General features: G+C 33.9%; 13 protein-coding genes. 4 read left to right on the top strand and 9 right to left on the bottom strand.

All coding sequences use genetic code 11. The features are described 5' to 3' along the window. Positions 1–90 precede the first annotated feature (90 nt). Positions 91–4,476 carry a DNA polymerase III subunit alpha gene (dnaE, locus tag ACFSSB_RS13270; RefSeq protein ID WP_379905044.1) on the bottom strand — a complete coding sequence of 1,462 codons (4,386 nt, stop codon included), beginning with the start codon at positions 4,474–4,476 and terminating at the stop codon, positions 91–93. Between the two features lie 131 nt (positions 4,477–4,607). Further along, complete coding sequence (locus ACFSSB_RS13265) at positions 4,608–5,480, bottom strand: DUF6252 family protein (protein WP_379905042.1); 873 nt, start codon at positions 5,478–5,480, stop codon at positions 4,608–4,610. A gap of 136 nt (positions 5,481–5,616) precedes the next feature. Here ACFSSB_RS13265 and ACFSSB_RS13260 point away from each other — a divergent pair, with 136 nt between their 5' ends. The 4 genes from ACFSSB_RS13260 to ACFSSB_RS13245 all read left to right on the top strand — a co-directional run bounded on the left by ACFSSB_RS13260 (position 5,617) and on the right by ACFSSB_RS13245 (position 8,849). Beyond that, complete coding sequence (locus ACFSSB_RS13260; RefSeq protein WP_379905040.1) at positions 5,617–6,123, top strand: 30S ribosomal protein S16; 507 nt, start codon at positions 5,617–5,619, stop codon at positions 6,121–6,123. Positions 6,124–6,271: 148 nt separating this feature from the next. After that, on the top strand, positions 6,272–6,802 hold the full coding sequence (rimM, locus tag ACFSSB_RS13255; protein ID WP_379905038.1) for a ribosome maturation factor RimM: 531 nt from the start codon (positions 6,272–6,274) through the stop codon (positions 6,800–6,802). Between the two features lie 42 nt (positions 6,803–6,844). Beyond that, a complete protein-coding gene (locus ACFSSB_RS13250; RefSeq protein ID WP_379905036.1) occupies positions 6,845–7,558 on the top strand; it encodes a tRNA1(Val) (adenine(37)-N6)-methyltransferase in 714 nt (237 codons plus the stop codon). A 112-nt stretch (positions 7,559–7,670) separates the two neighbouring features. Then, positions 7,671–8,849, top strand: coding sequence for an acyl-CoA dehydrogenase family protein (locus ACFSSB_RS13245; RefSeq protein ID WP_379905689.1), 1,179 nt, complete (start codon positions 7,671–7,673; stop codon positions 8,847–8,849). A gap of 157 nt (positions 8,850–9,006) precedes the next feature. On the opposite strand, the gene ACFSSB_RS13240 is transcribed toward ACFSSB_RS13245, so the two are convergent. The 7 genes from ACFSSB_RS13240 to ACFSSB_RS13210 all read right to left on the bottom strand — a co-directional run bounded on the left by ACFSSB_RS13240 (position 9,007) and on the right by ACFSSB_RS13210 (position 16,173). Further along, positions 9,007–9,546, bottom strand: a complete 540-nt coding sequence (locus ACFSSB_RS13240; RefSeq protein ID WP_379905034.1) for a hypothetical protein — start codon at positions 9,544–9,546, stop codon at positions 9,007–9,009. Between the two features lie 79 nt (positions 9,547–9,625). After that, positions 9,626–11,986 (bottom strand): GumC family protein, encoded by a 2,361-nt coding sequence (locus ACFSSB_RS13235; RefSeq protein ID WP_379905032.1) that lies wholly within the window; start codon positions 11,984–11,986, stop codon positions 9,626–9,628. A gap of 8 nt (positions 11,987–11,994) precedes the next feature. Next, a complete protein-coding gene (locus tag ACFSSB_RS13230; protein ID WP_379905030.1) occupies positions 11,995–12,780 on the bottom strand; it encodes a polysaccharide biosynthesis/export family protein in 786 nt (261 codons plus the stop codon). A 315-nt stretch (positions 12,781–13,095) separates the two neighbouring features. Then, positions 13,096–13,854 (bottom strand): glycosyltransferase family 2 protein, encoded by a 759-nt coding sequence (locus ACFSSB_RS13225; RefSeq protein ID WP_379905028.1) that lies wholly within the window; start codon positions 13,852–13,854, stop codon positions 13,096–13,098. A 15-nt stretch (positions 13,855–13,869) separates the two neighbouring features. Next, positions 13,870–14,805 carry a UDP-glucuronic acid decarboxylase family protein gene (locus tag ACFSSB_RS13220; protein WP_379905026.1) on the bottom strand — a complete coding sequence of 312 codons (936 nt, stop codon included), beginning with the start codon at positions 14,803–14,805 and terminating at the stop codon, positions 13,870–13,872. After that, entirely contained in the window at positions 14,802–15,623 is an 822-nt protein-coding gene (locus tag ACFSSB_RS13215) for a glycosyltransferase family 2 protein (protein ID WP_379905024.1), read from the bottom strand. Before ACFSSB_RS13215 ends, ACFSSB_RS13220 begins: the two co-directional genes overlap by 4 nt. Before the next feature lies 1 nt (position 15,624). After that, positions 15,625–16,173 (bottom strand): putative colanic acid biosynthesis acetyltransferase, encoded by a 549-nt coding sequence (locus tag ACFSSB_RS13210; protein ID WP_379905022.1) that lies wholly within the window; start codon positions 16,171–16,173, stop codon positions 15,625–15,627. Positions 16,174–16,177 lie beyond the last annotated feature (4 nt).

The raw sequence follows: 16,177 nt of genomic DNA, 5'->3' as shown, positions 1-16,177 counted from the left end.
TTATATGCAATATTAGTCAAAAATTTTGCCAAAGCTTACAAACTGCCAATTTGTTCTGTTTATTGGCGTATTGTTTTAGTCTATATTATGCTAATTTAATTTATAATATACTTGTTGATTTTCTAGTGCATTCAACAGTTCTTGACTCACTTTTATTTTTTGCCTTCTGCTTATCATTGGCAGTTTTATCTGTTCTGCGTTATCATACACGACAAAGTTTAAGGCTTGATTACCTGGATGCATATTAAATAATTGTTTTAAAGCATGAATTTTTTCTGCTTCTAGCTCTTTAATATTTAATTGTACGGATAGTTTTTTAGCATAGGTATCCATCACGTCATGCAAGAGTTGAAAACTATTAAACTGCATTCTAGGATCACTTTTTTTACCAGTATCTTTGTTTACCCAACCTTCGCGAACAAACACTTTTACATACACAAAATTGTTTTGCATTAAAAAGTGTCTGAATTTTAAATATTCTTCGCCAAAAATTCGGAACTCAAAACTATCGTTATAATCTTCAATGGTAAACATTGCCCAACCTTTACCTTGTTTACTTACTCTATGTTGCACATCTGTTACTACACCACCAAAGGTAAGCTCTCTATTTACGTAGGTTGCTAGGTCATTAAATAGGGATAGGTTTGCATTACAAAAGGTTTTCATTTCGGTTTTAAAATCATCTAAAGGATGCCCTGAAATATAAACCCCAACTACTTCTCTTTCTTGTGCTAGTTTTTCCATGGTTCCCCATTCTTCACAAGGCGGAACTATTGGCTCATCTATTTGCACATCACTAGCTTCACCAAATAAACTTACTTGTGCAGAATTTTCATTTTCTTGGTGTTTTGCACCATATTTTACGGCTTTTTCAAGAAAGGTTACACCATCACCTTCATCGTGAAAATACTGCGCTCTGTGTGTATCTCCAAATCCATCAAATCCTCCTGCAAGAGCTAAGTTTTCGAATGCTTTTTTATTAGCTGCACGTAAATCTATTCGTTTTGCTAAGTCGAAAATAGACTTGTATGGTCCGTCTTTTCTGTTTTCAACAATGGTTTTTACCGCACCATGACCAACACCTTTAATGGCTCCCATACCAAAACGCACTGCATAATCTTGGTTTACCGAAAACTTATAGAAACTTTCATTTACATCTGGACCAAGTACATTAAGTTTCATACGTTTACATTCTTCCATAAAGAAGGTAACCGATTTAATATCATTCATATTATTAGAAAGCACTGCTGCCATATATTCTGCAGGATAGTGTGCTTTTAAATATGCGGTTTGATAGGCAATCCATGCATAACAGGTAGAGTGCGATTTATTAAAGGCATAACTTGCAAAGGCTTCCCAGTCTTTCCAAATTTTCTCTAATTTTTTAGCATCGTGTCCTTTTGCTTCTGCTTGGGCAATAAATTTTGGTTTCATTTTATCTAGAACCGCAATTTGTTTTTTACCCATAGCCTTACGTAGTACATCGGCTTCACCTTTGGTAAAATCTGCAAGTTTTTGCGACAGAAGCATTACCTGCTCTTGGTATACTGTAATACCGTAGGTTTCTTTTAAATATTCTTCCATGGCAGGAAGGTCATATTCTATTTCTTCGTCTCCATGTTTTCTTCTAACAAAACTTGGAATATACTCCATTGGTCCAGGACGATAGAGTGCATTCATGGCAATTAAATCTTCAAAAACCGTAGGCTTTAAATCTTTAAGGTGCTTTTGCATTCCTGGAGATTCATATTGAAATACACCTACTGTTTCTCCTCTTTGGAAGAGCTCATATGTTTTTTCATCATCTAGCGGAAAGCTATCAGGATCTAAAAGAATATCATGTTTTGCTTTTACAATTTTAACGGTATCTTTTATTAGCGTTAAGGTCTTTAACCCTAAAAAGTCCATTTTTAACAGTCCTGCATCCTCAACAACCGAGTTATCAAATTGGGTAACATATAAATCGGAATCTTTTGCTACAGAAACAGGTACAAACTTAGTAATATCATCTGGTGTAATAATTACACCACAAGCGTGAATACCAGTATTACGTACAGAACCTTCTAGTGTTCTTGCTAAGTTTACGGTTTCTGCTTGTAAATCATCACCATCAGAAATATTTAAAAGTTCATTTACTTTTTCTAAATCTTCGGCCCTAAATTTCTTTCCTAATTCTTTTTCATCTAAACCAAAAATCTTGTTTAGTTTAGACATGTTTGGTATTAGCTTGGCTATTCTATCTGCATCAAATAGAGGTAAATCTAATACACGAGCAGTATCACGAATAGAAGATTTGGCAGCCATGGTACCATACGTAATAATCTGCGCTACTTGATTGCTTCCGTATTTATCAATTACGTAATCCATTACACGACCACGACCTTCATCATCAAAATCTATATCAATATCAGGCATACTAACACGATCGGGATTCAAGAAACGCTCAAAAAGCAGGTTGTACTTTAAAGGATCTATATTGGTAATTTTTAAACAATATGCGGCAACAGAACCTGCTGCAGAACCACGACCTGGACCTACAGAAACATCCATATTTCTAGCTTCGCGAATAAAATCTTCTACAATTAAGAAGTATCCAGGATAACCCGTTTTTTCAATAACATTAAGCTCAAAATCTAAACGCTCTACTACTTCTTCAGATAGTTCTTGTCCATAACGCTCTTTAGCTCCTTCATATACTAAATGTCTAAGAAATTTATTTTCACCACGTTTTCCGTTATCTAATTTATCTTCTTCAAAAACAAATTCTTCTGGAATATCAAAGGCTGGTAATAATACATCACGTGCTAACTGAAATGCTTCTACTTTATCTACAACCTCTTGAATATTTGAAATGGCTTCAGGAACATCTTTAAACAAGGTTTTCATTTCTTTAGGAGACTTAAAGTAATATTCCTGATTTGGTAAACCGTATCTGTATCCTCTTCCTCTTCCTATTGGTGTTGTTTGCTTTTCACCATCTTTTACACAAAGTAAAATATCATGTGCATTGGCATCTTCCTTTTTACTATAGTAGGTATTATTAGTTGCAACCAGCTTAACATCATGCTTTTTAGCAAAATCAATAAGCACAGGATTTACACGATTTTCATCCTCTTGGTTATGACGCATTAATTCTACATACAAGTCATCACCAAACAAATTCTTCCACCATAAAAGTGCTTCTTCTGCTTGTGTTTCTCCTACATTTAGTACTTTACTTGGTACTTCACCATATAAGTTTCCTGTTAAGCAAATTAAGTCTTCTCTATATTCTTCTATTAGTTTTTTATCAATTCTAGGCACATAATAAAACCCATTTACAAAGGCATGTGAGGATAGTTTTGCTAAATTATGGTAACCGTTTTTATTTTTTGCAATTAGTATAACTTGATACCCATTGTCTTTTCTGGTTTTATCTAAATGATCTTCACAAACAAAAAACTCACAACCAATAATAGGTTTCATTTCGTTTAATGTAGCAGGCTCACCTCTTTCAACAGCCTCTGCATTTTTAGCTTGTACTGACTTATTATGCTTATTTACCGCATTTACAAAGTGAAAGGCTCCCATCATATTAGCATGATCGGTTAGTGCTACTGCAGACATGTTATACTCTGCTGCTGCAGCTACTAAATTAGGAATGCTAATAGTAGATTGCAAGACCGAAAATTGCGAGTGGTTATGCAAATGGGTGAATTCTACCGTTTCAAGACTCGCAATATTTTGTTTTATTTCTTGCGAAGAAAGATCAGTAGATTGCGCCTCTTGTATTCTTTTATTAATCTTAGCACTTTCTTGCTTTAAATTAATATGCTTTAGGCCTATTAGCTGTATTGGCTGAGGATTCTCTTTAGTAAAGTTCTGAAAATAATCTGGCTCTACATCTAATTGTTCTTGGGTATATTGCTCTCTTCTTATCAGTTCAAAAAAGCAACGCGTAGTTGCCTCAACATCTGCTGTTGCATTATGCGCTTCACCAAAAGGAACATCAAACAAAAACTGATGCAATTCTGTTAAGGTTGGTAATTTAAATTTACCATATCTACCACCAGGAATCTGACATAGGCTTGCCGTTTGTTCGGTACAAGTATCTAAAACAGGAAGTTCTTGCAGGTCATTCTCAAGCGCTGCACGTTCAAACTCAGCTCCCATAATGTTAAGGTCAAACTTTACATTTTGCCCAACAACAAACTTAGTTTTACCTAAAGCTTCATTAAACTTTTCTAAAACTTCTGCTAAAGGCACACCTTGTTCTTGTGCTAATTCTGTAGAAATACCATGAATTTTTTCGGCATCATAAGGAATATTAAATCCTTCTGGTTGCACTAAATAATCTTGATGCTCGATACAGTTTCCCATAGCATCGTGCAGTTGCCAAGCTATTTGTATACAACGAGGCCAATTATCTGTGTCAGTAATTGGAGCGTCCCAACGTTTCGGTAAACCAGTAGTTTCAGTATCAAAAATTAAGTACATATAGGTGTTTTCTTCAGAATAAATGAGAGGGTTAAAATTAAGAAAAAATAAGGTTTAACTGATGGAAAGTTATAAACAAAAAAAAGCGCAACCTATAAGGCTGCGCTTTTTATAAAAATATTTTATTTGTATTAGTTACAAGTCATACCAGAAGTTTCAAGGCCCGCAATATAATCATCAAAAGAAATCCCTTGTAAATCTACTGTGGTAGCCGGAAAACCAGAAACTGTAACAGTCATTGTTCCATCTTGATTATCGCAATATTCTGTTTCAGGAACAACAGTACTTGAACAGGTTTGGCAAGTTCCAGGAACTACAGTACCACTAGTACAATCTAAACCATCAATAATACCTTGTAAAACACCTGTATCATCACCACAACTAGTAATTTGTTGTGTTAAAGCCGCTTCATACGCACTACAAACAGCAGCATAATTTGCACTTGTAGCATCTGTTGCTTGATACACTGCTAATGCAGCAGCAGATGCAGCAACAGCATCATCACAAGAAACAACTACAGAACTTGAACCTCCTCCAGAAATTGGCACTTCATAAAAAACACCTTGACTAAAATTTACTTTATTTAATCCTGAGTCTGAAAAAGCATTAAACCAAAATGTACCAGAAACAGCATTACCAGATTCACTATATTCTGTTATCATAATTTCACCATCTGCAGGATATATTTGTATAATTGGATCTGGCTCATTATTAGTAGAATACGCAATATCTTGTGAGCTAACAAAACTAGCCTCACTAGAGCTACCTCCACCAAGTAAATAGGTACCTACATTTGCAGATTGTGTTTTTAAAGCGATTGTTTCGCTTCCTCTTCCTCCACTAATAATTAATTGTCCGCTACTATTAATTTCAGCGGTATAATAATCTGCTCTCCACAAGGCACTATCTTTTTTACCCTGTAACGCAGGTGTATTAAACTCTAGGTCTTCACCACAACCTACCATAAATAAAGCCGAAACAATCAATAGAAATATTTTTTTCATAATCTTTTATATAATTTGAGAGCCTAAAAATAGCATAAAAAAATGATTAACAATAAAAGATGAATATAAATTATTTATAGTATCTTTGCACACTTATTAATAACCAGAGGTCGAGAACCTCAATGAATTAATTATTATGCCTGTAAAAATTAGATTACAAAGACACGGTAAAAAAGGAAAACCTTATTACTGGATCGTAGCAGCAGATGCTCGCGCGAAAAGAGATGGTAAATACCTAGAAAAATTAGGTGCTTACAATCCAAACACTAACCCAGCAACTATTGATTTAAATATTGATGGAGCTGTAACATGGTTAGAAAATGGTGCTCAACCAACAGATACGGCTAGAGCTATTTTATCTTACAAAGGTGTTTTATTAAAAAAACATTTAAAAGGTGGAGTAACTAAAGGAGCTTTAACAGAAGAGCAAGCAGAAGCTAAATTTGCTGCTTGGTTAGAAGAAAAAGCTAGTAAAATTGGTAACAAAACTGATGGTTTAGCAAAAGCAGAAGCAGAAGCAAAAGCGAAAGCTCTTGAAGCTGAAAAAGCGGCTAACGAAGCTAGAATTGCTGCAAACGCTCCAGCTGTAGAAGAAACTACAGAAGAGGCTGCTACAGAAGAAGCATCTAACGAAGAAGAATAAAAAAATATTTTTTTATACTTTTAAACTCCAATACAAATTGTGTTGGAGTTTTTTTATGAATTCCTTTTTCAAAAAGGAATCGCATTAAGTTTTGATAAATCACGAATAGGTTTCCGTTTTCACGGAAATGAAAAAATTATATTTTTCAATGAAAAAAGAAGATTGTTTTTTTCTAGGTAAAATTGTAAAAAAATACAGTTTTAAAGGAGAGGTACTTGTAAAATTAGACACAGATGAACCTGAGCTCTATGATGGTTTAGAGTCTGTTTTTGTAGATTTAAGAGGTAACCTAGTTCCTTTTTTTATTGAAAACGCACAGTTACACAAATCGGAATTACTGCGTTTAAAGTTTGAAGATGTAGACACCGAAGATGATGCAGACGCTATACTTAAAAGTAATTTATATCTACCTTTAGAATTTTTACCTAAGTTAGAAGACGATAAGTTTTACTTTCATGAAATTATAGGCTTTACTATTAAAGATACTAATTTTGGAGACGTAGGAACTATTACAGGAGTGAACGATACTACTGCGCAAGCGCTTTTTGAAATAGACAGAGATGGTATTGAAATTTTAATACCTATGAACGATCATTTTATTAAAAAAGTAGACAAAGAAAATAAGGTAATTCTTGTAGAAACTCCTGAAGGACTGATTGATTTGTATTTAGAAGAATAAGCCCATACTAAATCCTTCCCAATAGGAAGGCCTTTTACTTTTATGAACAAGCCATTTACATTCAAAGAATTTGAGGTTCACCAAGACCAATGCGCCATGAAAATTGGAACAGATGCTGTATTACTTGGTGCTTGGACATCTATACAACAAAACCCTTTTGCTGTTCTAGATATTGGTGCAGGAACAGGTATTTTATCGCTCATGTTAGCACAACGTAGTACTGCTGAAGTTGTAGATGCTTTAGAAATTGACGATGCTGCTTACGAACAATGTGTAGATAATTTTGAAAATGCACCATGGAGTGACAGACTCTTTTGCTACCATGCCTCTTTAGAAGAATTCACCGAAGAGATTGAAGATACTTACGATTTAATCCTATCGAATCCTCCTTTTTATTCAGAAGACTTTAAAACCGAAAGTTCATCACGTGATATGGCAAGGTTTCAAGATGCTATGCCTTTTCAGCATTTAATAGAAAGTACCGCTTCCTTATTAGCTAAAGACGGTTTATTTTCTGTAATTATTCCGTTTAAAGAAGAAGAAGCATTTATTCAATTAGCTTCTAAAGTAGCATTGTTTCCTAATAGAATCTTACATGTAAAAGGCAATCCTACTTCCGAAATAAAAAGAAGTCTTATAGAGTTTTCTTTCCGCGAAAGCGAACTAAAAAAAGAGACGCTTATTATTGAAACAGCAAGACACCAATACACAGAAGACTACATTGGCTTGACAAAAGATTTTTATCTTAAAATGTGATATTTATATTTGGCAATGAAAACGATTTCGTTACTTTTGTTAAACTTATAAAATAACGCCTTCTATTTTGAGTAATTCTCAAAAATCAGAAGCCTTAAATATCATAATTAGAATGAAACCAGATTTATTCGAAGCACCAGATTATTATAACTTAGACGAATTATTTACCGAAGAACACAAATTAATTCGTGATGCAGCAAGAGAATGGGTAAAACGTGATGTATCTCCTATCATTGAAGAATATGCACAAAAAGCAGAATTTCCTACACAAATAGTTAAAGGCTTAGCAGAAATAGGTGCTTTTGGACCTTATATTCCTGTGGAATATGGAGGTGCTGGTTTAGACCAAATTTCTTATGGTTTAATCATGCAAGAGATAGAACGAGGAGACTCTGGAGTACGTAGTACAGCATCTGTACAATCGTCTTTAGTAATGTACCCAATCTGGAAATATGGTAACGAAGAACAACGTAAAAAATACTTACCAAAATTAGCTTCGGGAGAATGGATTGGTAGTTTTGGACTTACAGAACCTGATCATGGAAGTAATCCTGGAGGAATGGTTACCAACTTTAAAGATATGGGAGATCACTATCTTTTAAATGGTGCAAAAATGTGGATTTCTAATGCGCCTTTTTGTAACGTTGCTGTGGTATGGGCTAAAAATGAAGAGGGACGTATTCACGGTTTAGTTGTAGAACGTGGTATGGAAGGTTTTACCACACCAGAAACCCACAACAAATGGTCGCTTAGAGCTTCTGCTACTGGAGAGTTAATTTTTGATAATGTAAAAGTACCTAAAGAAAACCTATTACCTAACAAATCTGGACTTGGAGCGCCTTTAGGGTGTTTAGATTCTGCTCGTTTTGGAATTGCTTGGGGAGCCATTGGTGCTGCCATGGATTGCTATGATACTGCTTTACGTTATAGTAAAGAACGTTTACAATTTGGAAAACCTATTGGACAGTTTCAATTACAACAAAAGAAATTAGCCGAAATGATTACCGAAATCACCAAAGCGCAATTATTAGCTTGGCGACTTGGTGTGATGCGTGAAAACGGTACTGCTTCGTCTGCACAAATTTCAATGGCTAAAAGAAATAACGTAGAAATGGCTTTGAAAATTGCTCGTGAAGCTAGGCAAATGCTAGGAGGTATGGGAATTAGTGGTGAATACAGCATTATGAGACACATGATGAACCTAGAAAGCGTAGTTACTTATGAAGGAACACACGATATACACTTACTAATTACAGGATTAGATGTTACTGGCTTAAATGCTTTTAAGTAATTAGTTACAGGAAAACAAAAAGTAAAAGCGTATACCAATGTAAGTTTATACTTTATAACCTAATAATAAAAAAAAGAGCTCTTTAAGAAGCTCTTTTTTTTATTATTTATGAAAAGCTAAGAGAAGATAATAGCTTGACGATTAAAGATATAAAATACTATATTTCATCTACAAAACGCCATACTAAACCAATATTACATTGATAATAACTACCTAATGTCTCCTTATTATTCATTGCTGCGTTTGCTCTACCAGAAAGACTTACAGCTACTGATGGTAAAAACCAATAATTAAACCCAAGTCCTGGACTTACAATAACAGAACGAGTATCTGAAAAAGAATACATCCCTCCAGCTAATAAAACATACAATTCTCTATATTTCCTTGCGGTATTAGGAATGATATAATAATTCACTTCGGTTTGTACCGCATAAAGACGAGCTGAAGGATTTGCTGTTTCTATTCTGTTTGTAGAAGCATTTACACCAAAACTCCATTTACTATTTATTTGATAATCTAGTCCTAAATACAAAGGTTTATTAAAATCTAACTTATCAATAGACCAAGGCATATCGCGTAATTGAATATTGTTAATTATGTTAACACCAGCACTTAACTTAAAGTGTGGTTTTTCTTGTGCAATTGCTTTACCAATTACTAGACTTACAATAGCTATGTTTAATAATAGGGATTTCATTCCTGTTATTTTTTAACTTATTAATTATTGGCCTTAAACAAACTATTATTCTACCTCAACCTAAAATTTACTATGTTTTTTATTTCCAGAATTGATACCAACTTTTTTTAGGTGCTTCTGCAGAATAACCATAACCATAACCGTAGTTGTAACCATACCCATAAGAACCTTTACGGTCTATATCATTAACAATGTACCCCATATTGTTTATCTTTTTATCCTCCACTAACTTTTTAGAAAACTCAATTAGTTGTTTTTCAGTAACACCAGATCGAACCACGTAGGCAGTAAAGTCCATGTTATTAATAAAGGTTAAGGTATCTGCTACTAATAAGGTTGGAGCAGTATCTATTATAATATAGTCATACTGTAATCTTGCTTCGCTAATAAAGTCTTTAAAACGCTCACTAGATAACAACACGGTTGGCATTGGTGGAATTGGTCCTGAAAGTAACAAATCGAAATCATTGCTTCCTTTATTCATATTTAAAACCGCTTCGCTCCAATTAAAGGTATCATCACTTAAATAATTAGATAAACCTCCTGTTTCTTTAGACTCATTAATTAATGTATGTAATTGAGGATTTCTTAAATCTGAACCTACTAATAACACTTTCTTTTTTAATGTAAAATAGGTCTTTGCTACATTATAGGCAACCGTTGTTTTACCCTCTCCTTTTACAGAAGATGTTATACCTATAACATGTCCACCAACTTCTTTTTGTTTCCCTAGTATAAAGTTTAAACTATTCACTAATGTTCTAAAGGCTTCTTCGGTTTGCGAGTTGCCTGAAGTAGCTTTTAATACTTCTTTAGCGTTTTTAATTACAGGGATTTCTCCTAAAATAGGATTATTAGCATTTAGAACCTCTACGTCTTTACCTGTGTAGATTTTAGTATCGGTTAAAAACTTTAAGTACAGTATCCCGATTGGAAAACCTAAACCTAATAATAAACCAGCTAAAAGTATTATTTTACGCTTAGGCGCTACAGGAATAGAATTGGTAATAGCATAATCTATTATTTTTACATTAGGAGCAGTTACTGCCATAGTAATTGCTGCTTCTTCACGTTTTTGTAACAATAGTAAGTATAGGTTTTCTTTTAGTATTTGTTGACGTTCTATACTACGTAATATTTTTTCTTTATTTGGTAAAGTTTTAAACGACTGTTGCGCAATACCCTGTGCTCGTTTGTTTTGTTTTAGCGCTTGTTGTAGTTGATTTTTGTAACCTGCAAGGGAGCGTTGTATGTTGTTATTTAAATCTCTTATTGAGGCTTTTAAAATCTTAACATTGGGGTTATTATCACCAGCACTAGCTTTCCATTTATTGTATTCTAACACTGCCGTATTAAATTCGTTCACCAAGTTGTTTACGGCATCACTATTTAAACCAATATTTGCAGGCAATAATTTGGCATCCTCATTACCACTTATACTTTTTTCTAAAACATCTGCTAGTAATAGTTGTGTTTCTGCTTCAAAAAGTTGTTCGTCTTTAATTGATTTTTTTTGAATGACAGAGGCAGCATCTGCTTCAAAAATACTAAGATTATTATCTTGCTTGTAGCTTCCTTTTGCAATTTCTATAGAATCTAATTCGGTAGTTAGGTAAGAAAACCTTTCGTCAATAAAAGCAATGGTACGTTTTGACACCTCTTGTCTATCTGTAATACCATCTTGGGTATAGACCTCTATTAAAGTATTTAAAATAGATTGTGCTTTTTCTTTACTTTGATCTTCTAGACTTAGTATTAAAATATCACTATCCTTACCGTCAGCAGCAATTTTGATGTTATTTACTAAATTTTGGGTGGCTTGTGTTTCGCTAATAATAGAGACTTCGTAAAAATGATTTTCGCTATCTACCTCACTTTTCGCACTAGTTGGCTGTATGGTAAACGGAAAGTCTTGCGTTGGTTTATCGAAGTAAAAACTAGACACCTGTAAAGATGCTTCGGTTTCTAAATTAACTAACTGATAGCCCTTGTCTTGTACCGTTATTTGAAAATTTAACCCTTCCTTACTAATATCACCTAGTTCTGGCACGTAAGTAACCTTAAAAGGTACAGCAAACACTTCTGTTTTATTCACGTGCTCAGACTGGTAGTACTGCACTTGTAGGTTTAACTGATTAACCACCTGTCTGTTTAAGCGAAAGGATTGGAATACCGCGCGTTCGTTTTCTAAGTTAACGTTACTCTTACCTAATAATTGGTCAAGATCTAAATTTAAAGCTGTAGATTCTTTTTCAGTAAGAACCTTTATTTTAGCAGCAGTGTTGTAACTGTTTGGTGTGTAATGTAAGTACAAATAGGCTAGTATCAAGGCTACTGCACCACTTAATGCGATATAATGCCAATAGGAAAGATATTTATTGGCAATACCTTTAATATCTATTTGCTGGTCTTGTGAGTCTTGTTCAAAGTAGTTATCCATGGTCCTAATTATCTGGTCAATAAAATTATAGCACTAAGCGTTACCGATGCAATGGCCACTATGGTGGACACGTTACCAACATAACCTGCGGTTTTTACTTTGGCACGATTGGGTTGTACTACCAATACATCATTCGGTTTTAATCTGTATTCTGGATTATCCATCCAATTGGTAGCAGTAAGATTTAAATGTGTAATTGTACGTTTTGCATCTACCTCTCTAATTAACAATACATCATCACGACGCCCATTAATGGTTAAATCACCTGCATAGCCTAAGGCTTGCGGTACGCTAATATATTGCTCGGTAAAATTAAAAGTACCTGGTTGTTTCACTTCTCCCAATACCGTAATTTTAGCATTAAGTAGTCTTACCGATACTATAGGGTTAATTAAGTGTCCTCCTTCTTCTAAACGAGCAACAATTAAATTTTCTAATTCGGTGTTGGTACGTTGTGCTGCTTTGATTTTTCCTAAAACAGGTAAGGCTATAAAACCTTCTGGATTTACCAAATACCCTTGTAGTTTTAATATATCAATACTATTGATAGTTGTAGCTGAACTAACCGTTTTATTATACGGTATTGCAGCCTCTGGTATTGCAGCATTTATGGTTACCGATAGAATATCATTAGGCTGAATAGTATTATGTTGGTATTGTACGTTATCTTGACTGTATTGGTCTGCATCTTGAAAGTATAAAATTTCTTTATTACTGACACAGCTGCTTAATGCAATAGTGATTACGACTAGCGTTATTATTTTTGCTACTTGCTGGCTAAATTGGGATTGCATAAGTATTATTAATATTAGGAATTATTTTAAATTGGAACTACTATTTGTTAGGTTGTTTTAAACGTATTTATTTAACAATGTTTTTACTCTCTGTTTAGGTGTCCTTTAATTTTTGAGCAAAAATAGCAACAAAATAATAAACGACCTCCTATAAGCGCATTAAATTAGATATCATGTAAGTTTAAAGCAGCTAATTGTAAGGCTAATAGTACCGTAATTTTTCCATACACTATCCATACAGCATCCATACACTATCTATATGGCTTCTTTATTATGACTGTTTTTATGGTTTTATGGTACAACCTCATTATTAAATTATTTAAAAAACTGATTTAATTTGGAAACATTTTTATTGAAAATGATCCACCAACCACCAACCTTATTGGAGGTAACGGCCTTATAATCTTCTTTAGATTTTATCATTATATTTTTTAAGCTACGGTTACTAGCACCACCAGCTCTCATTTTAGTTATTACCTCTGACAAATACCCAAACCTTAAGGTGTTGTCTTTAAAAACACGCAAAATGAAGTCGTAGTCTGCTGCTATTTTATAGTCTAAATTAAAACTACCGTGTTTGGCATAAACCTCACGTTTTAAATATAGGGTAGGATGCGCAGGCATCCATCCTTTTTTTAATAGACTAGGAGTAAAGGTTTGGCTTTGCCAATGTCTAATTACTTTATTAGTATCTGCTTTTGTTACATATTGCAGATCCCCATATACGCCATCTAAATTATTCTTTTTCATGGTGGTGACCATGTTTTGAATGGTATTGGGATTAGCCAATATATCATCGGAATGTACAAAACCAATAACACCACCCGTCGCTAAATTAATCCCTTTGTTTAAGGCATCGTATATGCCTTTGTCTGGCTCTGAAAGTATACGCACCTCTATATTATTTAGGCATTCTGACTGTAATTGTTTTACCCGATCTAAAGTACTATCACTAGAATTACCATCGATAATCACATATTCTATATTGGCATACTTTTGTTGTATCACAGAACGCATGCAACTCGCTATGGTTGCTTCACTGTTATAAGTGGCTGTTATTATTGATACTTTCATAGGTTATAAACTATTTTACAATTTGGTTTTAAAATAGTCAATGGTCTTTATTAATCCCGATTCTAATTGTATATTAGGCTGCCAACCGTTTAATTTTTCCTTGGCTAAGCTAATATCTGGTTGACGTTGTTTTGGATCATCTTGAGGCAATGGCATAAATATTAATTTAGATTTAGAGCCTGTTAATTTTATTACCGCTTGCGCTAATTCTAACATGGTAAACTCATTTGGGTTTCCTAAATTTACTGGGCCTAAAAATTCTGGTTCTGAGTTCATCATTCTTATCATCCCTTCCACCAAATCATCTACATATTGAAAGGATCTAGTTTGTAAACCATCACCAAAAATAGTTATATCTTCTCCTCGTAAGGCTTGCATGATAAAATTAGACACCACACGACCATCACTAGGATTCATATTTGGACCATAGGTATTAAAAATTCTAATAATCTTTATGGCTACTTGATTTTGTATGTGATAATCCATAAATAAGGTTTCTGCGCAACGTTTTCCTTCGTCATAGCAAGATCTTATTCCAATCGGGTTCACATGCCCCCAATACTCTTCTTTTTGAGGATGTACTTTCGGGTCTCCATAAACCTCACTGGTACTTGCTTGTAGTATTCTAGCATTAATACGTTTTGCTAAACCTAACATATTCACAGCACCAAGCACCGAAGTTTTAATCGTTTTTATTGGATTATATTGATAATGCACAGGAGATGCAGGACAGGCTAAATTATAGATTTGATCTACCTCTGCAAAATAAGGATGAGTGATATCATGACGTACTAATTCAAAGTATGGGTTATCTAAAAGATGTACAATGTTTTCTTTAGATCCTGTAAAATAATTATCTAAACAGATAACTTCGTTACCTTCATTTAATAATCTTTCACATAAATGAGAGCCTACAAAACCAGCTCCTCCTGTTATTAAAATTTTTTTCATTTTGTATGTTTTAATTCTGCAATTTTAGTTTGTATTTGAAAAAAGTAATTGGCTTTATATTTTGCTAAGTGATATCCCGCAAGGCCATCAAGAAATCCGAGTTTAAAGACGAAAGAACCCAGAAAATAAATCATGGGTAAAAAACCGCTATTTATAAATTGATACTTCACTTTTTGTCTTTTTGTTAGCTTATTAAAACCTGTTTTTAATAAAAATAAGTAACGCTTAGCCTCCCAAGTAGAGTAGGCATTATGACGTGCTATATAATGCTCTAAACCTTTGTAATCTTTATGTATGATTGGGCTACCAATTTTACCTATTTCTCCATCGATAATGGGGTGCTCGTGCACTTCCATGTCTAGGTGACTCCATGAATCTTCCTGAATTTGTTCATATTCTCCCGAATCTTTTTTGAACAAAGCCAGTTTTTTCATTTTATCCCCATACTTCAACTCTTTACCCATAAAGTAGTTATTATAATTTAACCAGAAGCCTTTAAAGTTTGAGTCTTTCGTTTTTGCACCTATTTCTTTAATAAATGAGTCGGTTAAAAATTCATCGGCATCTAAAAACAATATCCAATCATTTTTAAGAGGCACATTACGTAATGTCCAATTTCTTTTTTTAGGAAATTTGCCATCCCAATTAAAGTCAACTATTTTAAAACCAAATTGTTTCACTATCTCAGGTGTACTATCTGTACTCTGAGAATCAATCACAACAACCTCTGAAAATTGACTCAGTTTTTCTAGACAATGTGGTAAATTCAGTTCCTCATTTTTAACAGAAACCACCACAGTAATTGATATTTTAGACATATTATTTTATCTCTCTTTTTTTAATGAATTTTGCAGGATTACCTCCAACAATTGTCCACGATTCTACATCTTTATATACAGATGCAGTAGCACCTACAACAGCTCCCTCTCCAATAGTTACCCCCATACCAATAAAAGCAGACGCACCAACCCAAGCTTGATTACTTATAACAATTGGAGCTGTTATTAAGGGATATGTTTTACTCGTTATATCATGTGAAGCTGTGCACAAATACGTTTTTTGGGATACTGTAGCATGCGCACCAATGGTTACTTTAGCAACATTATAACAATCTACTTCTGGTGCTAAACAGGCGTATTCCTCCATTTCTAAGTTCCAGGGAGCATAAACCCTAACCGAAGAGTACACAACAGCTGTAGAGTGTGTTTTAGCTCCAAATAAACGAAGTAAAAACAATTTCCACCTATTTCCAATACGCCTTGGTAAGGGTCGAGCTAACAAGAACCAAATTAGCCTCCATAATAATCTTGCAATTTGATTTTTACGGCTTAAGGTGTTTTTATATTGTGATAAATCTACTTTACTCATTAAT

Source organism: Lacinutrix gracilariae (assembly GCF_042684485.1).
In the GTDB taxonomy this organism is placed as follows: domain Bacteria; phylum Bacteroidota; class Bacteroidia; order Flavobacteriales; family Flavobacteriaceae; genus Oceanihabitans; species Oceanihabitans gracilariae.
The sequence above is the reverse complement of the archived record's forward strand: the minus strand, read 5'-3'. Positions and strand labels throughout refer to the sequence as shown.